This window comes from Amycolatopsis coloradensis, from assembly GCF_001953865.1.
GTDB lineage: Bacteria > Actinomycetota > Actinomycetes > Mycobacteriales > Pseudonocardiaceae > Amycolatopsis > Amycolatopsis coloradensis.
In genome coordinates, this window is sequence record NZ_MQUQ01000014.1 from 84,405 (window position 1) to 108,482 (window position 24,078).

A 24,078-nucleotide genomic window follows, 5' to 3' on the forward strand; every position below is an offset into this window, starting at 1 on the left:
CCGACGCGCGGGCCGGTTCGCTGAGCGAGGCTTACCCCGTGAACAAGATCCTGGACTTCATCGCGGAAAACCCGATGGCGGCGGTGATCGCCGGCGGGGAGATCGGCTTCTGGGTCGCCATCGTCGCCGGCCTGGTGGCCCGCTACCTGCTCAAGCTGAAGCGGACGAGCGTCGTGCTTCTGCTCCTGACCCCGGTGATCGACCTCGTCGTGCTGGCCGCGACGGTCATCGACCTGCAAAACGGTGCGAAGGCGAACTTCGTGCACGGCCTCGCCGCGGTGTACCTGGGCTTCAGTGTGGTGTTCGGGCACTCGATGATCAAATGGGCCGACGTGCGCTTCGCCCACCGGTTCGCCGGCGGGCCGCCACCGCCGCCCAAGCCTGCCGGCCGGGCGAGGACGCGTGCCGAATGGCGTGACTGGTTCAAATGCGTGCTGGCCTGCGGGCTCGCCGCGGGGGTGCTGCTCCTGCTGATCGCCATGGTCGGTGACACCGAGCAGGTCGACCAGTTGTGGGGCTGGCTGCCGAGGCTGGGGGTCGTGACGGCCATCTGGTTCGCCACCGGACCGCTGTGGCAGGAGCTGTCCCCCAAGGACGACCGGATCGAGGAGAGGGCGGGACGATGATCGAACTACTGGGAATCCTGCTGCTGGTGCAGGGCGGGGGCGGGCTGATCAACCGGTTGCTGGGCAGCGGCAACCCGAGCTGGTTCGTCCAGCTCCACCTGCTCCCGCCGGGTATGCACGTGGTGGCGAGCGCGCTGATGGTGGCCGCGGGCGTGGCGGTGCTGTTCTCCGAACGCGCTCGCAAGCAACGCCGCCGGTCAGAGTGACACGATCACCTGCATGACCCCGAGGACGATGGTGACGACCGTCAGCACGACGGTCACCACGGTGAGCCGCGTGACCCGCGCGCTCACCGTGTTCTCGTAGGAGTACCGGGTCTCCTCGTCCATCGCCTCGGCCTGGCGGTCGAGCTGGGCGATGATCCGCTCCACGCCCATGCTGGTGACCAGGCGGCGCTCCAGCGAGTCGACTTCGGGCGGGAGCACCGAATGCAGCATTTCGAGGATGTCGTCGAGCGAGCTGCGCAGCAGCCGGGTGCGGCTCGCCGACTTCTTCCGCTCCGCCAGCGCCCGGATCTCCCGCTGGGCGTTGCGCAGCCACTGGTCGGCCAGCGCCATCCGGATCAGGACCCGTTCGAGGATGAAGAGCATCCCGTGGTCGAGCCCGCCGACGTCGCTGTCGATGCCGAAGTACGGCTCGGCCGCGCCGAACGGGCCGCGCATCAGCTCGTCCTGTTGCTCGACGTAGTCGGAATCCTTGCTGTTGAGGCAGACGATCCCGCCCGCCATCGTGTAGGCGGAGACGAAGGAACGCGTGCCCCACGACGGGCCGAGCGCTTCCCCGGCGACCTCGCGGGGCACGAACCGCCAGCCCTCGTCGCCGGTCGCCATCCCGTAGAACGGACGGGGATCGGCGGCGACCCGCTGGACGGGCGGATGCCCGTCGTGGGACCGCAGTTCGACGCACCAGCCCTTGCGGCCGAGCCCTTCGGACAGCCCGCAGCCCTTGGTCAGATCCTCGAAGATGTGGGTGACGGCCTTGAGGAGCGAGGGGAAGGACTTCTCGCCGTAGCCGCCGTGCAGCCCGCTCTCCCCGTTCGCCGCCTCGCGGCCCTGAAGGCTTTGCAGGACGGCGATGGCGAGATCGAATTCGGCGGCGGGCCTGCCTGCCTCCGGTCCGGAGATCGTGGTGGCGAGGACCAGCGTCATCGCGTGATAGGCCGGATGCCAGGTGACGATGAGCTCGCACGGCAGGCTGACGGCGCCGACGCGGATCGACAACCGGGAACCACCGGAGCGTTTGCGCAGCACACGGCGTCGTGGCGGCGTCGTGTAGCTGGCGAGGAAATTCTCCGCCGCCGCCCATTCCTCGCCGAGTTTTCCGTCGAGGTGGGCCAGCAGGCCGCGATCCCGGCCGCCGTCCAGTACCTTCTCCGCCTCCCGCTCGGTCAAGGGGACCGCCCAGGCGAAGGTGAGGAGAACCGCGGTCATGCGGCGGCGCGGCGCAGCAGGGTGACCAGGTCCCGGCCGAGGTGACGCCGCAGCGGACCGGAGGCGTTGACCAGTTCGTCGCGGTCGATGTGCTCGTCGGCGGGGCCGAGATCGTCGAGGACGTGGTACGTCCACTCCCACTCGGTTCGCCAGCCCGCTTCGGTGGCTTCGGCGGCGACCTCCAGCGGGTCGAGGTACCGGACCGGGAGCGCCTGGCCACCACCGCCTCGCAGCGCTTTGTCGAACACCTCGCGCGATACGCGGCGGGAGCGGATTTCGGTGCCGTCTTCGACGCTGTCGAGACTGAACGCGCCTTGCCCGATCGGTGACCGGCTGTAGGCCAGCACCAGCGTGCCGCCGGGCGCGGTGATCCCGGCCAGCCGCCGCAGGATCGGCGCGACGTCGGGGGTCGGCACGTGCTGGATGACGTGACTGCACATGACGAGGTCGTACGGGCCACCGTCGAGTCCGGTGATCGGCGAGACGGTGAACGAGCACTCGGTGTCCTCGATGACGGTCTCGCTTGCCTTGGCCAGCCTGTCCCGGTCAGGATCCGCGGCGGTGACGTCGGCCGAGAACCGGGCGAGCCAGGGGAGGAGGCGCCCTTCCCCGCAGCCGGCGTCGAGTGCCTTGACCCTCTCGCGCGGGCCGAGGACGGCGGTGAGCTGTTCGGCGACCTTCGCGAGCGCGCGGTCTTCGCTGGCCGCCCAGTAGCCGTCGTAGGGTTCGTGCCGTCGGATGAACGTCCCGGTGACGTGGTCGCCGGTGTCCGGATAGCGGTAGCTCTCGGTCAGCACAGTCGCGAATATAGCCGGATTCGCGGGTTTCTCCGGCCTCCCGCGCGGGATTACCCATGAGTGACGGCCACCGGGCCTGTCGCGCTGTACACGAGGGATCCCTGGCTGAGCGCGGACTTTTCGTGTCCTGACGCGGTTTGTATCGAAAGTATGCGCGGGGCCGGGAGGCTCGCGGGTATGAAGAGGCTGGGACTTCTCGCTTCACTGCTGCTGGTGTTCGCGCTCATCCCCGGGGCCGCCTCCGCCGCGGCCGCCTTCCCGAAGATGGACGCGGCCACGGTCGACGGCTTCCGCTGGACCTCCGGTACGACCTTCGGCACCTATGGCGCCCGGATCGCCGCGCTGGAGAGAAAACTCCCGCCACGCGGCGTGGCGGAGATCCTGTCGTCGGCCAACCGCAAGGCCCGTCCGCTGTGCCACGGCACGTATCTCGCGGCGGCGCTGAAACCGGCCGGATTCTGCTGGGAGGACGCCAACGACGACAAGACCAACGACTGGATCCCGCAGGGACTGACCGGTTCCGGCGACGCCGACGCGGCGACCGGGAAGGTCGGCGGCAAACGGGTCGTGGCGACGTCCTGGCACACCCCCGGCGACACCATGGTCCGGCTGTCCTTTGTGGACGCGACCGGCCTCGGCTACCGGCACGTGCTGCTCGTCGAGCCGACGTCCGACGACGACTTCGCCGTCGTGCAAGGACATGGGCACGGAATGACCTGGATCGGGAACCGGCTGTTCGTCGCGACGACCGGGGGAGTGGTGCGGGTCTTCGACACGACGCGCTTCTGGAAGGTCGACGACAGTTCCGGTGTCGTCGGGAAGGGCGCGGACGGCAAGTACCACGCGGCGTTCTACGACTACGCGATGCCGCAGATCGGCGCGTTCTGGTATCCCGGCGGCGGGACCTGCACCAACGCGCCCGGGCCGCGTCCGTGTCTCTCGACGATGTCCTTCGACCACGGTGACGGCTCGATCGTGACCTCGGAACACGTGCCCAACGCCTCCGGCAGCCGGGTGCTGCGGTGGCCGTTCGACCGCGCGACCGGTCTGCCCAAGCTGTCCGCCGACGGGACCGTGCACGCGAAGGAAGGGTTCGTGTCGCCGGTGTGGGGCATGCAGGGAGCGGTGGCGCGCAACGGATACTTCGTGATGACCGGCGTCTGCCCCGAGTACGCCGGCGTGGCGGGCGACCATCCGTCGTGCCTGCACGGCGGGGTCGGCGGCACGTCGACGTCGCGGCTGAGCGGCAAGGCCCCGGTGAACTCGCAGAACCTGTCGTACTGGCCTGCGACGGGGGAACTCTGGCTGATGAACGAACAACTCCGGGAACGCGTGACCGTGCACGTCCCCTGGACCACCCTGACCGGCCGCCCCTGACACCGCAATTCGTCCTCTAGTTGCGGTAGTTCGTGTTGCCAACTACCGCAACTAGAGGACGAAACGCGAAAGACCCCGTCACCCCAAGCGTGGGTGACGGGGTCTTTCGTGAGCCCTGGGACCTAGTCCAGGTAGTCGCGCAGCACCTGCGAACGCGACGGGTGACGCAGCTTCGACATCGTCTTCGACTCGATCTGCCGGATGCGCTCACGGGTCACCCCGTACACCTGGCCGATCTCGTCGAGCGTGCGCGGCTGGCCGTCGGTGAGGCCGAACCGCAGCCGCACCACCCCCGCCTCACGCTCGGACAGCGTCTGCAGCACCGACTGGAGCTGGTCCTGCAGCAGCGTGAACGACACCGCGTCGACCGCGACGACGGCCTCGGAGTCCTCGATGAAGTCACCGAGCTGCGAGTCGCCCTCGTCGCCGATGGTCTGGTCGAGCGAGATCGGCTCGCGGGCGTACTGCTGGATCTCGAGGACCTTCTCCGGGGAGATGTCCATTTCCTTCGCGAGCTCTTCGGGGGTGGGCTCGCGACCGAGGTCCTGCAACAGTTCGCGCTGTATACGGCCGAGCTTGTTGATGACCTCGACCATGTGCACCGGGATACGGATGGTGCGGGCCTGGTCGGCCATCGCGCGGGTGATCGCCTGACGGATCCACCAGGTGGCGTACGTGGAGAACTTGTAGCCCTTGGTGTAGTCGAACTTCTCGACCGCGCGGATCAGACCGAGGTTGCCCTCCTGGATCAGGTCCAGGAACGCCATGCCGCGGCCCGTGTAGCGCTTGGCCAGCGAGACCACGAGCCGGAGGTTCGCCTCCAGGAGGTGGTTCTTCGCCCGCTCACCGTCACGCACGATCCACTTGAGGTCGCGCCGCATCTGGGTGACGAGTTTCTCGCCCTCCTCTTCGGCGTTGCGGACGCGCTCGGCGGCGTAGAGCCCGGCCTCGATGCGCTTGGCGAGCTCCACCTCCTCCTCGGCGTTCAGCAGGGCGACCTTGCCGATCTGCTTGAGGTACGCGCGGACCGAGTCGGCCGAAGCGGTGAGCTCGGCGTCCTTGCGGGCCTGGCGCAGCGCCTCGGACTCCTCCTCGTCCCAGACGAAGTCCGGGTTGTCGGAGGTCTTCCCGGCGTTCTTGTCGGTCGACGTGCGGCGCCCGCGGGGGGGCGTCTCTTCGACGTCCTCCTCGGACTCCGCGTCCTCTTCCGTCTCCTCGGTCACCGTCGCGTCGACGACGTCCACCTCGACCTCTTCGAGGTCGGACAGATCCGGGGTTTCGAGGTCGGCTTCGTCGAGCTCGCCCGGACCGTCTTCCGGTTCGCCGTCTTCGGTCTTGGCACCCTTGGTGGTGGGTTTCTTGGCCGGAGCCTTCTTCGCCGGGGCCTTCTTCGCGCCTGCCGCCTTGGCGGCGGTCTTGCGCGCCGCGGGCTTCGCCGCGTCGGTGGCTGCCTCGTCGGCCGGCTCGCCGGCTGCGGTCGCTGTCTTCGTCCCGCTTCGGGTTGCGGTTCTTGCGGCTGCCACTTACGCCCTTTCGCAGCGGTCGAACATGACGAGCCGAGGCGTGATGGTCTCGGCTGCCTCAAACTTCGGGGAACACCCCTCGGCCTGCGGTTTCCCTCGTTTTCGTTGGCACCGCCGCCGTGGGCCGTGTTCCATTGTAACGACGATACGTGACAGCGTCGCGGCGCGGACCACCACCCGGCGGGCGCGACACGCCGTCCGACCCGCCGAAGTGACATCCGCGGCGCGGATGTCAGCACGGGCGCGTCAGTGCTCGATGCCCTCCGCGGCGGCGGCCGCCGCGCCGACGATGCCCGCGTTGTTCTGCAGGGAAGCGACGAGCACCGGCGTGCGGATGTCCAGCAGCGGGACCCATTTGTGCGACTTCTTGCTGACCCCGCCGCCGACGATGAACAGATCCGGCCAGATCAGGTTTTCGAGCACGGAGAGATACCTGTTCACCCGTTCCGCCCATTCGGGATAGGACAGTTCCTCGTTGTCCTTCACCGACGCCGCGGCCTTCTTCTCCGCGTCGAAACCGTCGACCTCGATGTGACCGAACTCCGTGTTGGGCACGAGCTTGCCGTCCTGGAAGACCGCGCTGCCGATACCGGTGCCGAAGGTCAGCAGCGCCGTCACGCCGCGCCGCGCGATCGGGTCGCCCCAGCGGATCTCGGCCATGCCCGCGGCGTCGGCGTCGTTGAGCATCGCGATGTCGTCCACCCCGCGGCCGAGCCGCTTGGCGAACAGCGCGTCGGCGTCGGTGCCGATCCATTTACGGTCGATGTTGGCGGCGGTGTGCGCGACACCCTTCTTGACCACCGCGGGCAGGGTGACCCCGACGGGCCCGTCCCAGCCCGCCTGGCCGGTGATCTCCGCGACCACGTCCGCCACCGCCTCCGGCGTCGACGGCTTCGGCGTGTCGATGCGGATCCGGTCGCCGATCAGCTGCCCCTCCGCCAAATCGACCAGCGCGCCCTTGATCCCGCTGCCGCCGATGTCGATACCGAAACCTCGGGTCGCCTCCACCACGGACGTGGTCCCTTCTCGCACGATTCAGAAGCCTGCCTCGGAGACTTTAACCGGATGTGGTGACATGGCGGACGTGGGAGTTGACGAGACGTTGCTGAAAAGTGTCGCCGAGCGTGTCGCGGGCGAGGCCGCCGAACTGGTCCACGAGGCCTGGACCGGGATGAACGGAGGCCGCGAGGTGCGGGTGGACACCAAGTCCGCCGACACCGACGTGGTGACCGCGGTGGACCACGAGTCGGAACGGCTGGTGCGCGCGCGGCTGGCCGAACTGCGCCCGGACGACGCCGTGCTCGGCGAGGAGGGCGGCGGGAGCGCCGGTGACGGGGTGACCTGGGTGGTCGACCCGATCGACGGAACGGTGAACTTCCTCTACGGCCTGCCGTGGTTCGCCGTGTCGGTGGCCGCGCAGGTGGCCGGGGTGTCGGTGGCGGGCGCCGTCATCGAGCCGGTCAGCGGCCGCCGCTGGAGCGCCGCCCGCGGACAGGGCGCTTTCCTCGACGGACGGCCGCTTTCGGTCAACGCCCCTTCCCGGCTGGATCTGACGCTCGTCGGCACCGGATTCGCCTACAAGGTCGAACGGCGCACGAAGCAGGCGCGATTCGTCGCCGAACTGGCGACGCGGGTGCGGGACGTCCGGCGCAACGGGGCCGCCTCATTGGACCTGTGCGCGGTCGCGGCGGGCTGGCTCGACGCCTACGTCGAACACGGTCTCGGGCAGTGGGACTGGGCCGCGGGGGCGCTCATCGCCGCCGAGGCGGGCGCCCTGGTGTCCCTTCCGGGGGAAGACGCCGAGCTGGGTCCGGACGCGACGTTCGCGGTGGCGCCGTCGATCGCGACGCCGTTGCGGCAGGCGCTCATCGACTCGGGTGCGGGCGGGATCTGAGGGTTTCCGGATGTTATGAACGGACCGTTTATAACAAATTCTGTTATGAACGGTCCGTTCATAACACGCGTGACAGCCTCAACAGGGTGTTTCGCGGGCGGCCTTCAGCAGCGCCTGGTCGATCACCGGGGCGCCACCGGCCGACTGCTCACCGCCGCCGCTGCCCTGCTGCGCCTTCGACCATTGCGTGAGCTGGTCGAGAACCTCGCGTGCTTCCGCCTTCGGGCGGATGTCGCCGAACAGGGTGCCGGTGGTGAGCGTGACCGAAGCGTCCTTGCGGTTGTCCTTGAGCAGTTCGGCGCACGGGACCACCAGGCTCAGCGTGCGGGCCGCGGCCGCGCCGTTCTCGCCGAAGCGGATCTGACCGCGGCACTTGGCTTCGACGTTTTCGTACGCCGGGTCGGCGGCGGGCTCGAGTGCCTGGGAGAAGCCCAGTTCCTTGAGCGTGCTGGTGGCGATGCCGCCCTGGCCGCGGACCTGGGAGCCGTTGAGTACCTGGACGGCGACCTTGTCCGGCGGGACCGGCGCGCGGTCGTCCAGTCCGTCGTGTGCCAGCTGCGTGTAGGTGACCCCCGGCTGCGGAACGGGTGGCGGATCGCAGCGGACCTTGGCGTCGACGTCCGAGCCGCTCGCCACGACGTTCACCCAGACGATCACCGCGCCGAGCGCCAGCACCCCGATCACGATGAGCGCGGGCAGCGGCTTGTGCTTGCGGTACGGACTCGTCCCGCGGTCCCCGATGCCGTTCCCCGACGCCACCTGCCAGTCCCTTCCCCAAAGCCCGGATCCCCGGACGGTGCGTTATCTCACCATCGTGTCCGATCAGCCTATGCGTTGCGGCGGAGGTGATCGGCGCGGGCCTCCGGATAGCACCACGGGACAGCCACTCCGGGCAAGCGGCCGGGCCCGTGGGGTGAGGTTCCCGACGCAGGGGCAACCCATTCGGGCGGCAGGCGTCTTTCAGACCAGGTTCCCCCTGTTGGGTGACGTAATCGCGGCAATGTCTGACTCGTTGCAGAGCCGGTATCGGCGTGAGCTACCCTTCGCGGGCTCAGGCGGCAGTAAGAGGCGCAAAAGAGAGACCTCGCTCACTGCCCAGCCGGGCACAAACAGGGGCGCTGGGACGTTAACCAGCGGCACGAAGGACTCACGAGCCGCGCGCTCGCGGGTCCGGGCCATCTGACATCGAAGCATCGCAGGGGTGAGGGACAAATGGCGACCGACTACGACGCTCCGCGCCGCAGCGAAGCCGACGAGCTGGCCGAAGACTCGTTGGAAGAGCTCAAGGCACGGCGCAATGAAAACCAGTCCGGCGTCGTGGACGTCGACGAGGACGCGACCGCCGAGAACTTCGAACTGCCGGGCGCGGACCTCTCCGGACTTTCCGGCGAGGACCTGACCGTGAAGGTCGTGCCCAAGCAGGCCGACGAGTTCACCTGCTCCGTCTGCTTCCTGGTGCATCACCGCAGCAGGCTGGCGGAGGAGAGTGGCGGACGGCTCATCTGCCGCGACTGCGCCTGAGCCTACGGGCACAGGGGACGGCGCGACAGGGGTTTCGGGGTTCTAAACAGGAATAAGGGGGTCGGCCGCGAGGCCGGCCCCCTTTCCTTTGCCTGAAACCCGCTCAGGCCATCGAAGCGGGCTGGCGGAGCAGCGCGGCCACCTTCTCCGGATGCCGGGTGCTGAACAGCCAGTACGGCGTCGGGTCGTCGGGATCGGTGAGCCAGACCCGCACGACCGGGCCGACCCAGCCCCGGTGCAGCACGAAGGCCGCCGGATCGGCGTCGCGGCCGAGGGCCTTCCGCTTGTCTTCCTTGCCGATGACCTCGACATCTCCCGCGAACTTCAGCGGCAGGTGCGCGTCGCGGAGCCACAGTTCGGGCTCGGCGCCACCGGTCACCCGGACGCGGGACCGGCCCAGCGAGATCATCAGCGCGATCACCGCGGGGATCAGCACCACGTACGGCAGCCAGCCGCGGAGCCCGGGATAACCCATGTCGATCTCCGCCGCCAGCAGCCCGCCGCCCAGCAGCGGCAGCGGCCACCCCCACCACGGGACGTAGAGCCGCTCTGCATGCTTGCCGGCGCCGCCTTCGGCCGTGTTCACGCTTTCACCCACGCCTTCAGGGTAGTCTCGCCGCCCGTGTCCACCGTTCAGGTACTGCTTTCCCGGATCGACCCTTCGGTCCCTCTTCCCGCCTACGCGCGCCCCGGCGACGCCGGGGCCGACCTCGTCACCACCTCGGATCTCGTCCTCGCGCCCGGTGAACGCGGCGTGGTCGGAACGGGTGTCGCGATCGCCCTGCCGCCCGGGTACGCGGGCTTCGTCCACCCTCGTTCGGGTCTCGCGGCCCGCGTCGGCCTCTCGGTCGTCAACACGCCTGGCACGATCGACTCCGGGTACCGCGGTGAGATCCGCGTCTGCCTGATCAACCATGATCTTACCGAGAAGGTCGTGCTCACCCGCGGCGACCGGATCGCGCAGCTGGTCGTGCAACGGGTCGAACAGGCCGAGTTCGTCGAGGTCGCCGAACTCGAGTCGTCCGAGCGCGGCGAGGGAGGGTATGGCTCCACCGGCGGACACGCCACACTGGGAGCCGGAGCCAGGGAAGGAACGGAGAACTAGTGGGGATTTTCGGACGCAAGCGCGAGGCCAAGCCCAGCGGACGGCACGCCGCGCCCGAGGTCGAGGACCGCCCCGGCGACGACGCCGACGAACTCGGGCCGCAGCTGTCGGAAACCTCCGACGGTCCCTTCGACGTCGAAGACGCGCCCGAGGACGGCATCCCGAGGATCGACCTCGGTTCGGTGAAGGTGCCGGTGCCCGACGGCTCCCAGGTCCAGGTCGAGATGGACCCGGAGACCGGCGGCGTCCGGGCGGTGCACGTCGTCACCGAGCAGGGCCAGATCACCGTCAGCGGCTACGCGGCGCCGCGGTCCGGCGGCCTGTGGAAGGACGTCAGCACCGAACTCACCGAGCAGCTGCGCGCCGACGGCGCCAAGGTTTCGGTCGGCATGGGGGAGTGGGGACTGGAGCTGTCCGCGATCATCGGCGACGTCGCGCTGCGGTTCGTCGGGGTCGACGGTCCGCGCTGGATGCTCCGCGGCGTCATCGCCGGTCCGCAGTCGGAGGCGTCGCAGGCACCCGCGGTGCTGCGCGAGATCGTGCGGCACACCATCGTCGACCGCGGTGACGCGCCGATGCCGGTCCGCACCCCGCTGACCATCACGCTGCCCGACGCCGTCGCGCAGCACATCGCGGAACAGCAGAGCTAACGAGCCTTCAGCCAGGCCAGCACGGTCGCCCGGCCCAGTGCTTCCCGGTCCGCGCCGAGTGCGGTGAGTGTCGACTCGCCGACCTCGGCGCGCGGCAGGGCGTCCGCCCACGCGCGGGCGACCTCCACCGGATGGATCGGGTCGTCCACGCACGCACCGATTCCCGCCGGCACGTCGAGGCCTTCGAGTTCCTCGATCGCCGGGGCGGAATGGGACGCCGCCGTCCGCAGGCTCGCCGCCAGTCCGGCGCCGTGCCGCCGCCACGCGCGGCCGAGTTCCGCCGAAAGCCACTCCGGGACGCCGTCGGAGGATTTCGCGAGCGCGCCGCCGACCCCGTTTTCGGCCACCAGATCCGCTGACAGCCGTGCGGCGAGCGATGCGGGTGCTTGCCCGGCAGGGCCGTTCCAGGCCGGGAGCGCGGCCAGCAGGCCGGTGCAGCGGCCCGGATTGCGCACCGCCCACTCCGCGGAGAGATGCGCGCCGAACGAGATGCCGCCGACGAGCAGCGGACCGTGCTCGCCGGAGAGCCGGTCCAGCTCCGCGAGATAGCCGTCCGCGAGCCGGTCTCCCGGCGGTGGCGGCGGGGCGAGCAACCGGATGCCGAGCGCCCGCAGCGGACCGGAGAACACGCTGCGCACGAACACTTCGTCGGACCCGGTGCCGGGGAGTACGACCGCCGTCGTAGGCGGAATAGCGGAGGTCACGTTGCGATCTTCTCCCAAAGCGGTTTCCCTGGCTTGAGCACAGTTACGCTGGATTACGCACGGGCCGTTCGAGTCGGGGGCCCCGGAGCACAGGAGCACCGTTATGTCCGCCAAAGACGGCGGCTACTTCAGCCGGTTGGTTCGCAAGCTGACCAGCGACGTCGAGGATCTCGACGCCGACGACCTGTCCGAAAAATCCGAGGCCGGCGGCGCGCAGCGTGCCTGCGACTGCCGGTCGGGTCAAGAGGTGACGGTGCTCGGCAGACTCCGCAGCGTGGAGCTCTGCCCGACCAACGAGGCCGCGACACTGCAGGCCGAGCTGTTCGACGGCACGCAGGGTGTGACGCTAATCTGGCTCGGACGCCGCCGGATCCCCGGAATCGAACCCGGGCGAACCATCAAGGTGCGCGGCCGGATGGCCGAACGTGATGGTCAGAAGGTGCTGTACAACCCCTATTACGAACTTCAGAGCCCTGTGAGTTGATCCCCTATCGTGACTGAACCCGCCGGCGGCGAGCAGAAGAACGACGACAAGAAGCCTCAGCCCACCCTCCTGGAACAGATGGGTGGGCTGTCAGGACTGTTCTATTCCTCGCTGCCGGTCATCGTGTTCGTGATCGCGAACGCGATCTTCGGGCTCACGGTGGGCATCTGGGCCGCCGTCGGCAGCGCGGTGGCCATCACGGTGCTGCGCGTCGTGCGCAAGGAGCCGCTGCAACCCGCCATCTCCGGGTTCTTCGGAGTGGCGATCGCGGCGTTCATCGCCTACCGGACCGGGTCGGCCAAGGGCTTCTTCCTGTTCGGCATCTGGACGAGCCTGGTCTACTTCGGGGTCTTCATGCTCTCCATCGTCGTGCGCTGGCCGCTCGCCGGCGTGGTGTGGAACGCGCTCAACGGCAGCGGCCACGCCTGGCGCAAGGACAAGAAGTCGCTGATCTCCTACTCGATCGCGACCGGTGCGATGGCGCTGATCTTCGGCGCCCGGTTCATCGTGCAGCGCTGGCTCTACGACGAGGACTACACCGGCTGGCTGGCCTTCGCGAAGATCGCGATGGGGTACCCGCTGTACGCGCTCGGTCTACTCGCCGTCGTCTGGGCGGTGCGGCGGTCGGAGAAGCATCTCAAGGCGCGGGCCGAAGAGACGCCGCGCGAAGAGACCGACGCCGAGGTCGAGGCCCGCCTGCGGGAGAAGTACGCCCAAGCGCCGGTCGTGGAGAAGTAGCCGCTCTCTCAAGCCCCCCGTGTTATGAACGGACCTTTCATAACAGGATTTGTTATGAAAGGTCCGTTCATAACACGCGCTGGGGTCGTGACAGTACCGTTCAGTAACCCAGCGCGGTCCGGATCTCCGGCTCCACGTCCGACGTCGCCACGAACAGCAGCTCGTCGCCCGGCTCCAGCGGGTCCTCCGGCTGCGGCACGATCACCCGGTCACCACGCAGGATCGTCACCAGCGCCGCGTCACGCGGCAGGTTGATCTCGCTGACCGCCTTGCCCGCCAGCGGGGTCTCCTCCGGCAGGGTGAGTTCGACCAGGTTCGCCTGACTCTGCCGGAACGTCATCAGCCGCACCAGGTCACCGACGCTCACCGCCTCTTCGACCATCGCCGCGAGCATCCGCGGGGTCGACACGGCGACATCGACACCCCAGGCGTCGTTGAACAGCCATTCGTTGGCCGGGTTGTTCACCCGTGCCACCACCCGGCGCACCGCGAACTCGGTCTTCGCCAGCAGCGACACCACGAGGTTCGCCTTGTCGTCGCCGGTCGCGGCGATCACGACGTCGCACTCCTCGATGCCGGACTCCTCGAGGATCGACACCTCGCACGCGTCGCCGAGCACCCAGTCCGCCTGCTCGACGGTGTGCGGCTCGAACTGGTCGGCCTCGCGCTCGATGAGCATCACCTGGTGGCGCCCGTCGATCAGCTCCGCGGCGATCGACCGGCCCACCGCGCCGGCCCCGGCAATCGCGACCCGCATCAGTTCTCCTCTTCCGGTTCGCGAGCGGCGACCGTGGTCACGTCGCTGACGGTGCCCGATTTCGCGGCGACGTACACGACGTCGTCGGCCTGGATCACGGCCTTGGTGTCGGGCAGCACCGCGGTGCCGAACCGCATGATGAACGCGACCCGCGCGCCGGTGGTGTCCTGCAGATCGCGCACGCTGTGCCCGACCCACCCCTCGTGCAGCGGGAGTTGCAGGAGCGCCACGCTGCCGGACGGGTCGCGCCACTCCGAGGCGACGCCGTCGGGAAGCAGGGTGCGCAGGAACCGGTCGGTCGTCCACGGCACGGTCGCCACTGTCGGGATGCCGAGCCGTTCGTAGACCGCCGCGCGCTTGTGGTCGTAGATCCTGGCGACGACCTTGTCGATGCCGAAGTTCTCCCTCGCCACCCGCGCCGAGATGATGTTGGAGTTGTCGCCGCTGGAGACCGCCGCGAAAGCACCCGCGCGTTCGATCCCGGCCTCGATCAGCACCTGGCGGTCGAATCCGACGCCGACCACCTGCTGACCGTGGAAATCACTGCCGAGCCGCCGGAACGCCTGCTGGGTCTTGTCGATGATGGCGACGTCGTGCCCGAGCCGCTCCAGCGCCGCGGCCAGGGATGCGCCGACCCGGCCGCATCCCATGATCACCACGTGCACGCACTGCCTCCTCTACTTCGCGGACGTTTCACCCGTCCGCAGGTACCCAGACACACCAGCGCCGAACCTACCGTGCGCACCGCTCAGTACTCCACCTTCCTCCCCGCCGCCACCCTCAACGGAGACGCTGCGCGTCACAGCTAGTCTTCCCGGGTGTCGAAGTTCCCGACCGTATTGAAGCGGCTCGTCCTCGGACGTCCATTCCGGAGTGACCGCCTCTCGCATACGCTCCTGCCGAAGCGCATCGCGCTGCCGATTTTCGCGTCCGACGCGTTGTCGAGCGTCGCCTACGCGCCTGAGGAAATCTTTCTGACGCTCAGCGTCGCCGGCTTGTCCGCGTACGCGTTCGCGCCCTGGATCGGGGTCGCCGTCGCGGTCGTCATGCTGGTCGTCGTCGCGTCCTACCGGCAAAACGTGCACGCCTATCCCAGCGGCGGCGGTGACTACGAGGTCGCCAACACCAACCTTGGCGGCAAATTCGGGCTTACCGTGGCCAGCGCGCTGCTGGTCGACTACGTGCTCACGGTGGCGGTGTCGACGTCGTCCGGGGTGGCGAACATCGGCTCGGCGGTGCCGTGGGTGGCGCAGCACAAGGTGATCGCCGCGGTCGTCATCGTGGTCGTGCTGACCGCGTTGAATCTGCGCGGAGTTCGCGAATCGGGCAAAACCTTCGCGATTCCGACCTACGGGTTCATCATCGGCATCCTCGGCATGGTGATCTGGGGCCTGATCGAAGCGGCTTCCGGTGCCGACATGCGGGCCGAGAGCGCCGATTTCGACCTGCACGAAGAAGCCTCTTTGACCGGTTTCGCGTTCTTCTTCCTGCTGCTGCGGACCTTCTCCTCCGGCGCGGCGGCGCTGACCGGGGTCGAGGCGATCAGCAACGGTGTCCCGGCGTTCCAGAAGCCGAAATCGAAGAACGCGGCGACCACCTTGCTGATGATGGGTGTGCTCGCGGTGACGATGCTGGTCGGCATCATCACGCTGGCGATCATCACCGACGTCAAATTCGCCGAGCACCCCGCGACGCAGCTCACCGGCGCTCCGGCGGGCTACGAGCAGAAGACGATCGTCGCGCAGATCGCGGCGGCGGTGTTCGCCGACTTCACGCCGGCGTTCTACTACATCTCCTTCGCCACCGGCATCATCCTGCTGCTGGCCGCGAACACCGCGTTCAACGGCTTCCCGGTGCTCGGCTCGATCCTCGCCCAGGACCGCTACCTTCCGCGTCAGCTGCACACCCGCGGTGACAGGCTGGCGTTCTCCAACGGCATCCTGTTCCTCTCGGCCTTCGCGCTGGTGCTGATCATCGCGTTCGACGCCGAGGTCACGAAGCTCATCCAGCTTTACATCGTCGGGGTGTTCGTCTCCTTCACGATCAGCCAGGCCGGCATGATCCGGCACTGGAACCGCCTGCTGGCCAGGGAGACCGACCCGGCGGTGCGGCGGCGGATGCGGCGTTCGCAGACGGTCAACGCCGTCGGTCTCACCATGACCGGCACCGTGCTGATCATCGTGCTGATCACGAAGTTCCTGCTCGGCGCCTGGATCGCGATCGCGGCGATGGTGGCGATCTACATCCTGATGACCGCGATCCGGAAGCATTACGACCGGGTCGCCGAGGAATTGCGCGAAATGGACCGGAAACCGGTCGTCCTGCCTTCGCGCAACCACGCGATCGTCCTGATTTCGAAACTGCACCTGCCGACCCTGCGCGCGCTTTCCTACGCCAAGGCCGTGCGGCCCGATGTGCTCGAAGCCGTCACCGTGAACGTCGACGACATGGAGACGCGCAAACTCGTCCAGGAATGGGACGACCACAATTTCAAGGTGCCGCTGAAGGTGATCGAGTCGCCGTATCGCGAGATCACGAAACCCGTGCTGGACTACGTGAAGCGCGTCCGCGGCGACAATCCGCGCAACGTGGTCACCGTGTTCATCCCGGAGTACGTCGTCGGGCACTGGTGGGAGCAGGTACTGCACAACCAGAGCGCGCTGCGGCTCAAGGGGCGCCTGCTGTTCCAGCCCGGCGTCATGGTGACCAGTGTGCCGTGGCAGCTCGAATCGTCGGAAAAGGCGATCAAACGCGACCGGAAGGCGCGTCCCGCGGCCGGTGACGTCCGGCGTGGATTCTCCCCCGTGGTCAAGCAGACCGAAAAGACGAAGGACAAGGAAAAATCAGAATGAGTGTGGACGCGTCGACCGGTACGTGGCTCGGACGGACGATCGAGCTGGAGGTCGGCGCGGTGGCGCACGGCGGGCACTGCGTCGCGCGGGCGGAGGGGCGGGTCGTGTTCGTGCGGCACGCGCTGCCCGGCGAACGCGTCCTGGCCTCGGTCACCGAGGACAAGGGCGGCTCGTTCTGCCGCGCCGACGCGATCGAGATCCTAGAGGAGTCACCGGAGCGGGTGAAGCCGCCGTGCCCGCTCGCGGCGCCGGGGGAGTGCGGCGGCTGCGACTGGCAGCACGCCACCCCCGGGCACCAGCGTGAACTCAAGGCCGCCGTGGTCATGGAGCAGCTGAAGAGGATGGCCGGGATCGAGCGCGAGGTCGTCGTCGAAGCGCTGGAGGGCGGCTCGCTGGACTGGCGCAGCCGGGTCCGGCTCGTCGCGGGCAAGGACGGCCGCGCGGGTTTCCGGGCGCACCACAGTCACCGCGTGATCCCGATCGACGACTGCCCGATCACCGTCCCCGGCGCGCTCGATGACGTCGTTTCGCGGAACTGGCGGCCCGGCAGCGAAATCGAGGTCACCAAGGACGGCGAGGGGCACGTGCATCTCCGTGACCTGTCGACGGTCCACGGGAAGACCAAGTCCCGGCAGCTGGCGGGCGGGCTCGCCGTCCAGCACGCGGCGGGCCGCGACTGGCGCCTGGACGCCCACGGTTTCTGGCAGGTCCACCCGGCCGCCGCGGACACCCTGGCCGCCGTCGTCGCCGAATGGGCCGAAGCCCCGCGCGACGGCGTGGCCTGGGATCTGTACGCCGGTGTCGGCCTCTTCGCCTCCGTGCTCGCTTCGCAGGTCGGCCCGGGCGGGCGGGTCTTGGCCATTGAATCCGGCCGCCGCGCCGTGTCGGACGGTGAGGAGAACCTGGCCGACCTCCCCCAGGTCCGCTGGCGCTCCGGGCGCGTCGAGCATCTGCTGGCCGATGCCCCCAAACCCGTCGACGTCGTCGTCCTCGACCCGCCGCGCAAGGGCGCGGGCAAGGCCGTCGTCGAGTCGATCGTCGAGGGTTCGCCGGACCGGGTCGTCTACGTGGCGTGCGACCCGGCGGCACTGGCCCGCGACATCGCGCTGTTCGCGGAGCACGGGTATGGGCTCAGCGACCTGCGTGCTTTCGACGCTTTCCCGATGACACACCACGTCGAATGCGTTGCGTTGTTGCAATAACGGTGAATTCGTAGACCGTCGGAATGGCTGAGTCCCTTTTGACTTGTCCGGGTGCCGGGTGCTCGCTAACTTGAGTCTCGTTGTTTCCGAAAACGCGGAGAACGGGAACTCGCAGTGCGAATCACGAATTATTTGACGTCAGTTTGCGGCGATTGTGACGGTAAAGGCTGCGCCGGTTGCGACGGGCATGGCACGATCACCATCGTGGAGGACTGACCCAGTGCTCCCGTCAATGCTCCCTCCCGGGGTCACCGCGCAGGAAATCAGCTATCGGAACGGCCGGAAGCAGGTCATCTACACGGCGCCGTACCCGTCCGAAGGTCCGGTTCTCGTGCAGGACCTGCTGGGGCGGCAGGCGTGGGTGTTCATGTACGCCCACTTCGTCTTCACCTGGGCCGAAGGCGCGGTCCAGGTGCAGGTCAGTCACGGCACGTTGAGCGGGCCGAAGATGCCGCTGTGGCAAGGGGTCAGTATCCCCGGCTTCTGGTCTGGGCCCACATTGGCGAAATTCGGACGGGCGTGGGCGCTGGAGCAGATGTCCGGCAGGCGCGGTACTCCGGCCGTCATCACCGAGTGATTCCGAGCACCGGCAGGCAGTCGTGGACGGCGACGAGTTCGATGTCGCCGCGCCGCCGCGCGGCCCACTGCTCGCGGGTCAGCCTCCATTGCTTGATCTCCGCCGGCTCACCGCGACGGGTGTCCCAGGAGACGCCGTTCGGCTCGTAACCCAGAGCTTGGGAGACGCGATTCGAGGCGTGATTGTCGAAGAAGGCGTCGCTGCCTGCTTCACTAGCTCCGAACCCGTCGAAAGCGAGATGCAGCACCGCCTGCCGCATTTCCTTGCCCAAACCGCTGCCCCGCAGATGCGGATCGAGCCAGGAGAAGGTGGTGACCGTTCCGAATGTGGCGAAGTCGGTGCCGATCAGATCCTGCATGCCCACCGGCTCGCCGTCGACGACCACGACGAAGTACAAACGCCAGTGGCTCGCGCTGACTCGGCCTCGGCCCAGCCACACCCCGCGTAGCCAGCGCCACTCGCGCTCCGGGCTGTCCTCGTAGAGGGAGGCCGGATCGTCGAAAGGCCAAGGAGGCTCCGTGACCACGCCCTTGCGGACCGTGGGGACCAAACGCTCCAGGAGTTCGTCCGTCGCGCCGAGTAAGGACAGCCGGGGTGTGTGCACCCGCACGTTTAACGGCGGATACGCGGACAAAGGCGAGGCTGTCGTCGGCATGGGCGCGACGATAGGGCTCGGCTCGCGGGGAGCGCATCACATATTTGGGGCCGAGGCGCCCGGCCGGCGATTCGGGTTCTCTTGAGGGGAAGTTGAATGTGGGGTGTCGGGGTCCCTGCGGGAGAGGGACGCTTCTCGGCGGCTGCCTGGCCGGTTGATTCCCCTATGTACGGTTGCTGCGGCAAAGGTCGAGCGGGGAAGATTCAGGACGTTCAACGTCCTGAATCTTCCCCGCTCGGCTGTGTGTGTGGGGGGGGCATGGGCAACGGTTCGAGACCGCGCCTGCGACAGGACTCTGCGACGTGTCGTCCGGCTGGACACGCGCGTCGTCCACCCAAGCACGCGAAACGCCGCCTAGCGAGCCCTGGAGCACCAAATCGCAAGTAGTCGACTACTTGCGAAGGGCAGGGCGGAAGTCAGGAGCGCGCGTCCTCCTTCAGCATGTCCGCGCACCGTTCGCCGATCGCCATCGTCGTGATGCACGGGTTCACCGCGACCAGGAACGGCATCGCCGAACCGTCGGCGACCCGCAGGCCCTCGACCCCGCGCACCCGCAGCCGCGCGTCCAGCACGGCCGACGGGTCCCCGTCTCCGCCCATTTTCGCGGTGCAGGAAGGGTGATAGACGGTGTTGTGCGTCTTGCGCAGATAGTCGGCGATCTCGTCGTCGGTCTTGACGTCCTTGCCGGGCGCCAGTTCCTTGCCCGCCCATTCGTCGAGGGCGGGTTGTTCGGCGATCTTGCGCGCCAGTTTGATGCCGTAGGTCATCACGCGCATGTCGTGCTGATCGCTGAAGTACCGCGGGTCCACCTTCGGCTTGTCCCGGTAGTCACGGCTGCGCAGCCGCACGGTGCCGGTCGAACGGGACCGCGTGACGTTCGGCGTCAGGCAGAAACCGTTCTCGGTCGTCGGGTAGCCCTGCCGCAGGGTGTTCATGTCGAACGGCACGGAACCGTAGTGGAACATCAGGTCCGGCCGGTCGAGGCCTTCTTCGGTGGTGGTGAAGATGCCGATTTCCCACCATTGCGTGGATTCCGTCACCATCGGCTGGAGCGCGTCCCACTGGATGACGCCTTCCGGGTGATCCTGAAGGTTCTCGCCGACGCCGGGGGAGTCCACGAGCACGTCGACACCGACCTCGCGCAGGTGAGAAGCGGGGCCGATGCCCGACAGCATCAGAAGCTTCGGGGTGTCGATGGCGCCGGAGGACAAGATGACCTCGCGCCGCGCCCGCAGCGGAACGCCGTGGATCAGGTCGTCGGCCAGGTATTCCGCGCCGGTGCAGCGTTTGCCGTCGAACAGCAGCCGCCGGACGCGGGCGCCGGTGATGATCTCCAGGTTCGGCCGCTTCCCGATGATCGGGTGCAGATAGGACACCGACGCCGACGAGCGGGTGCCGTCCTCGCGTGCGTTGATCTGGAACCAGTTCGCGCCGTGCGTCACGGTCTTGCCGGAGTTGAACTCGGTCCGCGGGATGCCCGCCTGCTCACACGCTCGCAGCAGCGCGACGCCGGTCGGGTCGTTCGGCGGCACCGAGCGGATGGTCACCGGGCCCGAGCGGCCGTGGTGGTCACCCGGGCCGTCATTGGTCTCAAGACGTTTGTACAGCGGGAAAATATCCTTGGCCGACCAGCCGGGCAGGCCGAGTGACGACCATTCGTCGAGGTCTTCCGCCGGTGCCCAGAACGCGATGCACGAGTTGTGCGACGAGCAACCGCCGAGCACACGCGCACGGGCGTGGCGCAGGAAGGAGTTGCCGGATTCCTGCGGTTCGACCAGATAGTCCCAGTCGTACCCGGATTCGAGCAGCGCCATCCACTTCGTCAGTTCCAGCACCGCCGGGTCGTCCACATCGGACGGTCCGGCTTCCAGGAGCGCCACGGTGACGTCCGGGTCTTCCGAGAGTCTCGCCGCGACCACCGAACCCGCCGTCCCGCCGCCGACGACGATGTAGTCGAACTCTCCGGTCACTGTACTGCCTCCTCGGGAAGTGCTTCCGCGGCGTGATCGGCGAGGACGCCGCTCTTGTGCCGCAGGACGAACCAGTAATACGCGAAACCGACGATCGCCACCGCCCCGACGAACAGCACGGCCCCCCATTCGAGGTACCAGTGATACGGCTCGGTCGCGTTGTAGACCTCGCGCCGCGGCCACGCCAGGTTCACCACGATCGCGCCGCCCCACAGCACGCCGAGGATGTTGACCGGCAGGCCCAGTTTGCCGAGGGAGAAGTACCGGGTGCCTTTCCCTTTCGGCGGGGGCCACTGCCCGCGCAGGCGCTTGACCAGCATCGGGATGGTGACCAGCAGGTACGCCAGGTAGATCATGATGATGCCGATGCTGGTGATCACCGTGAAGATCTGCGGCTGGCCGACGTTGACCACCAGGATCAGCACCGCGATGACCCCGGAGACGATCGCGGGGATCACCGGCGTCTTGGTCTTCGGTGACACCCGTGCCAGATGCTTCCCGGCGGGCAGGTTGTTGTCCCGGCCCATCGCGAACATCATCCGGATCGACGCCGATTGCACGGCCAGGTTGCACACCGTGATGGCGATGACGACCGCCAGCAGGAAGATCGTGCCGAACGTGCTGCCGAGGACGTCGAGGACGATGAACTGGAGTCCGCCCGTGGCGATCTCGGGGTTGTTGATGTCACCGACGGCCATCAGCGCCAGGATCAGGATCAGCCCGCCGATGACGAACGACGCGATCAGCGCGCGCAGGATCGCCTTGGGCGCGTTCTTGCGCGGATCGTGCGATTCCTCGCCGAGCGAACTGGCCGTGTCGAAGCCGTACATGACGTAGGTCGACGCGAGCGAGGCGACCAGGAAGGCCCCGAAATAGCCCCACGGCTGGTCGGCGCCGGTGTTGTTGGTCTGCATCACGACGTCGGGGCCGCGCGTGATGTTCACCGCGAGCGCGATGATCAGCAGCACCGCGGCGACCAGTTCGATGAACACCCCGGCGCTGTTGATCCGGGCCATCAGCTTGACGCCCCACGCGTTCACCAGCGTGGTGAACAGGATCAGGACGGTGCCGAGGATGACCGCGTTCACCGCGCTGTCGCCGGAGAACGAGAAGAACGACGAAATCTGGGGGAGCGTGATCTGGTACGCCAGCGCGACGGCGGCGATGCTGACGATCGACGCGGTCAGCATCATCCACCCGGCCATCCAGGCGACGTGCGGGCTGCCGAGCCGTTTCGACCAGTTGTAGATCGAGCCGGCGACCGGGTAGTGCGCGGCCAGTTCGGCGAACGACAGCGCGACCATGAGCTGGCCGACGAACACCATCGGCCATGACCACCAGTAGGCGGGCCCGCCGAAGCTGAAGCCGAAGTAGAACAGCTGGAAGGTGCCCGTCAGGATCGAGATGTAGCTGATTCCGGCGGCGAAGGTGTGGAAATTGCCGAGCGTTCTTTCGAGTTCCTGTTTGTAGCCGAAACCGGCGAGGCCGTCGTCGGAAGGATTACTCATCGGCTTTTCCCGTCTTCAGTTGGACGCTGGCTCCCCTGAGAACCAGCGCTGTGGTTCGGGCCGAAGGTTCTGATAGATGTGCTTGGCCTCCACGTACTCGGCCAGACCGGTCGGGCCCAGCTCGCGCCCGAAACCGGATTGCTTGTAGCCGCCCCATTCCGCCTGCGGCAGGTACGGGTGGAAGTCGTTGATCCAGATCGTGCCGTGCCGCAGCCGGTTCGCGACCCGCTGCGCGCGCGAGGCGTCGGAGGTGAACACCGCGCCCGCGAGGCCGTAATGCGTGTCGTTGGCGATACGGACGGCGTCGTCCTCGTCGGTGAAGGTCTCGACGGTGAGCACCGGGCCGAACGATTCGTCGACGACGGCGCTGCTGCCCTGCTTCACGTGGTCGAGGATGGTCGGCAGGTAGTAGTGCCCCTTCGCCAGCTCACGATCGTCAGGGCGTTTGCCGCCGGTGCGCAGGACGGCGCCTTCTTCGAGCGCCGCGGCGACATAGCGTTCGATCTTCTCCAAATGGGCGGCCGAGATCAGCGGACCGGTTTCAGCCTTCGGGTCGAAAGGTCCACCCAGTCGGATGAGTTCGGCGCGGCGGACGAGTTCGTCGACGAACCTGTCGTGCCACTCCTCTTGGACGATCAGCCGCGCGCCCGCCGAGCAGACCTGTCCGGAGTGCAGGAACACCGCGGTCAGCGCGTAGTCGACGGCGGTGTCGAAGTCCGAGTCGGCGAAGACGACGTTCGGGTTCTTGCCACCCAGTTCCAGCGCGACCTTCTTGACGGTCGCGGCGGCGGACGCGGCGATGATCTTCCCGGTCGCGAGCCCGCCGGTGAACGAGACGAGATCGACATCCGGATGCTCCGAAAGAGGCGCCCCGGCCTGCGCGCCCGCTCCGAGCACGAGGTTCGCGACGCCGCCCGGCAGGCCGGCCTCGGTCAGCAGCCTCATCAGCATGATGCAGGTGTGCGGCGTCAGCTCGCTGGGCTTGAGGACGAAGGTGTTGCCCGCGGCGAGGGCCGGGGCGACCTTCCAGATCGTCTGCAGGAGCGGGTAGTTCCATGGCGTGATCAGCCCGCAGACACCGACCGGTTCGTGCACGATCCGGCTGAACGCGTCCGGGTTGCCGGTGTCGACCACGCGGCCGGCGTCGTTGGCGGCGAGTTTGCCGAAGTAACGCAGGCACGCGGCGATGTCGGCCATGTCGTACTTGCTCTCGACCAGCCGTTTCCCGGTGTCGAGCGACTCGGCGCGGGCGAAGGCCTCGGTGTCGCGGTCGAGCAGGTCGGCGGCCTTGAGCAGCAGGTCACCGCGTTCGGGCGCCGGGGTGTTCGGCCAGGGCCCGGTTTCGAAGGCCTTCCGAGCGGCGGCGATGGCCGCTTCGGTGTCCTCGCGAGTGCCTTCGGCGACCTCCGCGACCAGCGATCCGTCCGCGGGACAGCGGATTTCCCGGCGACCACCGCCGACCGCGTCGACCCATTCGCCACCGATGAAGAAATCCGCCATCAAACCCTCCGAAACCGGCTCCTGCTCAACCGTCGATCAGCGATTATCGCGGCCACCCGACGTGACCGCTACTTGGCAAAAGAGACCATGTTCACACCTTCGGGTGCCGTGTGGTGATTTTCTGACATGTGACCCGTGACGCGGTGGACGGAAGGCTCTCAGGTGCCCTCCGTAGACTGGCCGGAACGGCGGAATGAGGAACCAGGCG

At 68.0% G+C, this 24,078-nt stretch carries 25 protein-coding genes; 12 read left to right on the plus strand and 13 right to left on the minus strand.

Annotated elements, in window-relative coordinates; all coding sequences use genetic code 11:
* Positions 1-38: 38 nt before the first annotated feature.
* Entirely contained in the window at positions 39-626 is a 588-nt protein-coding gene (locus BS329_RS24275) for a hypothetical protein (protein ID WP_076163560.1), read from the plus strand.
* A complete protein-coding gene (locus BS329_RS24280; RefSeq protein WP_076163561.1) occupies positions 623-832 on the plus strand; it encodes a hypothetical protein in 210 nt (69 codons plus the stop codon). Before BS329_RS24275 ends, BS329_RS24280 begins: the two co-directional genes overlap by 4 nt.
* Here BS329_RS24280 and BS329_RS24285 read toward each other — a convergent pair.
* The gene (locus BS329_RS24285) at positions 824-2,056 is read right to left on the minus strand and encodes a hypothetical protein (protein ID WP_076163562.1); all 1,233 of its coding nucleotides are present in this window, start codon (positions 2,054-2,056) and stop codon (positions 824-826) included. The genes BS329_RS24280 and BS329_RS24285 overlap by 9 nt on opposite strands.
* A complete protein-coding gene (locus BS329_RS24290) occupies positions 2,053-2,853 on the minus strand; it encodes a class I SAM-dependent methyltransferase (protein ID WP_076163563.1) in 801 nt (266 codons plus the stop codon). Before BS329_RS24290 ends, BS329_RS24285 begins: the two co-directional genes overlap by 4 nt.
* Positions 2,854-3,030: 177 nt before the next feature.
* Between BS329_RS24290 and BS329_RS24295 the strand changes: the two genes are divergently transcribed.
* Positions 3,031-4,230 carry a hypothetical protein gene (locus BS329_RS24295; RefSeq protein ID WP_244197275.1) on the plus strand — a complete coding sequence of 400 codons (1,200 nt, stop codon included), beginning with the start codon at positions 3,031-3,033 and terminating at the stop codon, positions 4,228-4,230.
* 122 nt (positions 4,231-4,352) lie between these two features.
* On the opposite strand, the gene BS329_RS24300 is transcribed toward BS329_RS24295, so the two are convergent.
* Positions 4,353-5,753 (minus strand): RNA polymerase sigma factor, encoded by a 1,401-nt coding sequence (locus BS329_RS24300; RefSeq protein WP_076163565.1) that lies wholly within the window; start codon positions 5,751-5,753, stop codon positions 4,353-4,355.
* Between the two features lie 246 nt (positions 5,754-5,999).
* A complete protein-coding gene (gene ppgK / locus BS329_RS24305) occupies positions 6,000-6,761 on the minus strand; it encodes a polyphosphate--glucose phosphotransferase (RefSeq protein WP_076163782.1) in 762 nt (253 codons plus the stop codon).
* A 67-nt stretch (positions 6,762-6,828) separates the two neighbouring features.
* Here ppgK and BS329_RS24310 point away from each other — a divergent pair, with 67 nt between their 5' ends.
* Positions 6,829-7,647 (plus strand): inositol monophosphatase family protein, encoded by an 819-nt coding sequence (locus BS329_RS24310; RefSeq protein ID WP_076163566.1) that lies wholly within the window; start codon positions 6,829-6,831, stop codon positions 7,645-7,647.
* Between the two features lie 78 nt (positions 7,648-7,725).
* Here the strand turns inward: BS329_RS24310 and cei are convergent, their stop codons facing one another.
* On the minus strand, positions 7,726-8,406 hold the full coding sequence (cei, locus tag BS329_RS24315; protein WP_076163567.1) for an envelope integrity protein Cei: 681 nt from the start codon (positions 8,404-8,406) through the stop codon (positions 7,726-7,728).
* Between the two features lie 453 nt (positions 8,407-8,859).
* Between cei and BS329_RS24320 the strand changes: the two genes are divergently transcribed.
* Positions 8,860-9,168, plus strand: coding sequence for a DUF4193 domain-containing protein (locus BS329_RS24320; protein WP_005164528.1), 309 nt, complete (start codon positions 8,860-8,862; stop codon positions 9,166-9,168).
* 103 nt (positions 9,169-9,271) lie between these two features.
* On the opposite strand, the gene BS329_RS24325 is transcribed toward BS329_RS24320, so the two are convergent.
* A complete protein-coding gene (locus BS329_RS24325; protein WP_076163568.1) occupies positions 9,272-9,766 on the minus strand; it encodes a DUF3093 domain-containing protein in 495 nt (164 codons plus the stop codon).
* Between the two features lie 24 nt (positions 9,767-9,790).
* On the opposite strand from BS329_RS24325, the gene dut reads away from it, so the two are divergent.
* Both dut and BS329_RS24335 read left to right on the plus strand, forming a co-directional pair.
* Entirely contained in the window at positions 9,791-10,273 is a 483-nt protein-coding gene (gene dut, locus BS329_RS24330; RefSeq protein WP_076163569.1) for a dUTP diphosphatase, read from the plus strand.
* Complete coding sequence (locus BS329_RS24335) at positions 10,273-10,923, plus strand: DUF3710 domain-containing protein (protein ID WP_076163570.1); 651 nt, start codon at positions 10,273-10,275, stop codon at positions 10,921-10,923. Before dut ends, BS329_RS24335 begins: the two co-directional genes overlap by 1 nt.
* Here the strand turns inward: BS329_RS24335 and BS329_RS24340 are convergent.
* Entirely contained in the window at positions 10,920-11,627 is a 708-nt protein-coding gene (locus BS329_RS24340) for an alpha/beta fold hydrolase (protein ID WP_208619267.1), read from the minus strand. The two genes, BS329_RS24335 and BS329_RS24340, sit on opposite strands and share 4 nt — an antisense overlap.
* 103 nt (positions 11,628-11,730) lie before the next feature.
* Here BS329_RS24340 and BS329_RS24345 point away from each other — a divergent pair, with 103 nt between their 5' ends.
* A complete protein-coding gene (locus BS329_RS24345; protein ID WP_034316985.1) occupies positions 11,731-12,111 on the plus strand; it encodes an OB-fold nucleic acid binding domain-containing protein in 381 nt (126 codons plus the stop codon).
* A 9-nt stretch (positions 12,112-12,120) separates the two neighbouring features.
* Entirely contained in the window at positions 12,121-12,849 is a 729-nt protein-coding gene (locus BS329_RS24350) for a DUF3159 domain-containing protein (RefSeq protein ID WP_076163571.1), read from the plus strand.
* A gap of 100 nt (positions 12,850-12,949) precedes the next feature.
* Here the strand turns inward: BS329_RS24350 and BS329_RS24355 are convergent, their stop codons facing one another.
* Both BS329_RS24355 and BS329_RS24360 read right to left on the minus strand, forming a co-directional pair.
* Positions 12,950-13,606: a potassium channel family protein gene (locus tag BS329_RS24355; RefSeq protein ID WP_016332961.1), complete on the minus strand. Its 657-nt coding sequence runs from the start codon at positions 13,604-13,606 to the stop codon at positions 12,950-12,952.
* Positions 13,606-14,271, minus strand: a complete 666-nt coding sequence (locus BS329_RS24360) for a potassium channel family protein (protein WP_076163572.1) — start codon at positions 14,269-14,271, stop codon at positions 13,606-13,608. Before BS329_RS24360 ends, BS329_RS24355 begins: the two co-directional genes overlap by 1 nt.
* A gap of 153 nt (positions 14,272-14,424) precedes the next feature.
* Between BS329_RS24360 and BS329_RS24365 the strand changes: the two genes are divergently transcribed.
* The 3 genes from BS329_RS24365 to BS329_RS24375 all read left to right on the plus strand — a co-directional run bounded on the left by BS329_RS24365 (position 14,425) and on the right by BS329_RS24375 (position 18,237).
* Positions 14,425-16,458, plus strand: a complete 2,034-nt coding sequence (locus BS329_RS24365) for an APC family permease (RefSeq protein ID WP_076163573.1) — start codon at positions 14,425-14,427, stop codon at positions 16,456-16,458.
* Positions 16,455-17,660, plus strand: coding sequence for a class I SAM-dependent RNA methyltransferase (locus tag BS329_RS24370; RefSeq protein WP_076163574.1), 1,206 nt, complete (start codon positions 16,455-16,457; stop codon positions 17,658-17,660). Before BS329_RS24365 ends, BS329_RS24370 begins: the two co-directional genes overlap by 4 nt.
* 232 nt (positions 17,661-17,892) lie before the next feature.
* Positions 17,893-18,237, plus strand: a complete 345-nt coding sequence (locus tag BS329_RS24375) for a hypothetical protein (protein WP_244197276.1) — start codon at positions 17,893-17,895, stop codon at positions 18,235-18,237.
* Here the strand turns inward: BS329_RS24375 and BS329_RS24380 are convergent.
* The 4 genes from BS329_RS24380 to BS329_RS24395 all read right to left on the minus strand — a co-directional run bounded on the left by BS329_RS24380 (position 18,227) and on the right by BS329_RS24395 (position 23,870).
* Positions 18,227-18,892 (minus strand): GNAT family N-acetyltransferase, encoded by a 666-nt coding sequence (locus tag BS329_RS24380; RefSeq protein ID WP_076163576.1) that lies wholly within the window; start codon positions 18,890-18,892, stop codon positions 18,227-18,229. The genes BS329_RS24375 and BS329_RS24380 overlap by 11 nt on opposite strands.
* A 416-nt stretch (positions 18,893-19,308) precedes the next feature.
* Complete coding sequence (locus BS329_RS24385) at positions 19,309-20,862, minus strand: GMC family oxidoreductase (RefSeq protein WP_076163577.1); 1,554 nt, start codon at positions 20,860-20,862, stop codon at positions 19,309-19,311.
* On the minus strand, positions 20,859-22,370 hold the full coding sequence (locus BS329_RS24390) for an APC family permease (RefSeq protein ID WP_076163578.1): 1,512 nt from the start codon (positions 22,368-22,370) through the stop codon (positions 20,859-20,861). Before BS329_RS24390 ends, BS329_RS24385 begins: the two co-directional genes overlap by 4 nt.
* A gap of 15 nt (positions 22,371-22,385) precedes the next feature.
* Positions 22,386-23,870, minus strand: a complete 1,485-nt coding sequence (locus BS329_RS24395) for an aldehyde dehydrogenase family protein (RefSeq protein ID WP_076163579.1) — start codon at positions 23,868-23,870, stop codon at positions 22,386-22,388.
* Positions 23,871-24,078: the final 208 nt, after the last annotated feature.

What these genes read in the sequence shown, in the direction of transcription:
- BS329_RS24345 (WP_034316985.1), top strand. Translation starts at nt 11,731, where the DNA reads ATGTCCGCCAAAGACGGCGGCTACTTCAGCCGGTTGGTTCGCAAGCTG.
- BS329_RS24320 (WP_005164528.1), top strand. Translation starts at nt 8,860, where the DNA reads ATGGCGACCGACTACGACGCTCCGCGCCGCAGCGAAGCCGACGAGCTG.
- BS329_RS24280 (WP_076163561.1), top strand. Translation starts at nt 623, where the DNA reads ATGATCGAACTACTGGGAATCCTGCTGCTGGTGCAGGGCGGGGGCGGG.
- BS329_RS24310 (WP_076163566.1), top strand. Translation starts at nt 6,829, where the DNA reads ATGGCGGACGTGGGAGTTGACGAGACGTTGCTGAAAAGTGTCGCCGAG.
- BS329_RS24355 (WP_016332961.1), bottom strand. Translation starts at nt 13,606, where the DNA reads ATGCGGGTCGCGATTGCCGGGGCCGGCGCGGTGGGCCGGTCGATCGCC.
- BS329_RS24375 (WP_244197276.1), top strand. Translation starts at nt 17,893, where the DNA reads ATGCTCCCTCCCGGGGTCACCGCGCAGGAAATCAGCTATCGGAACGGC.
- BS329_RS24380 (WP_076163576.1), bottom strand. Translation starts at nt 18,892, where the DNA reads ATGCCGACGACAGCCTCGCCTTTGTCCGCGTATCCGCCGTTAAACGTG.
- BS329_RS24295 (WP_244197275.1), top strand. Translation starts at nt 3,031, where the DNA reads ATGAAGAGGCTGGGACTTCTCGCTTCACTGCTGCTGGTGTTCGCGCTC.
- BS329_RS24395 (WP_076163579.1), bottom strand. Translation starts at nt 23,870, where the DNA reads ATGGCGGATTTCTTCATCGGTGGCGAATGGGTCGACGCGGTCGGCGGT.
- BS329_RS24370 (WP_076163574.1), top strand. Translation starts at nt 16,455, where the DNA reads ATGAGTGTGGACGCGTCGACCGGTACGTGGCTCGGACGGACGATCGAG.
- BS329_RS24285 (WP_076163562.1), bottom strand. Translation starts at nt 2,056, where the DNA reads ATGACCGCGGTTCTCCTCACCTTCGCCTGGGCGGTCCCCTTGACCGAG.
- BS329_RS24390 (WP_076163578.1), bottom strand. Translation starts at nt 22,370, where the DNA reads ATGAGTAATCCTTCCGACGACGGCCTCGCCGGTTTCGGCTACAAACAG.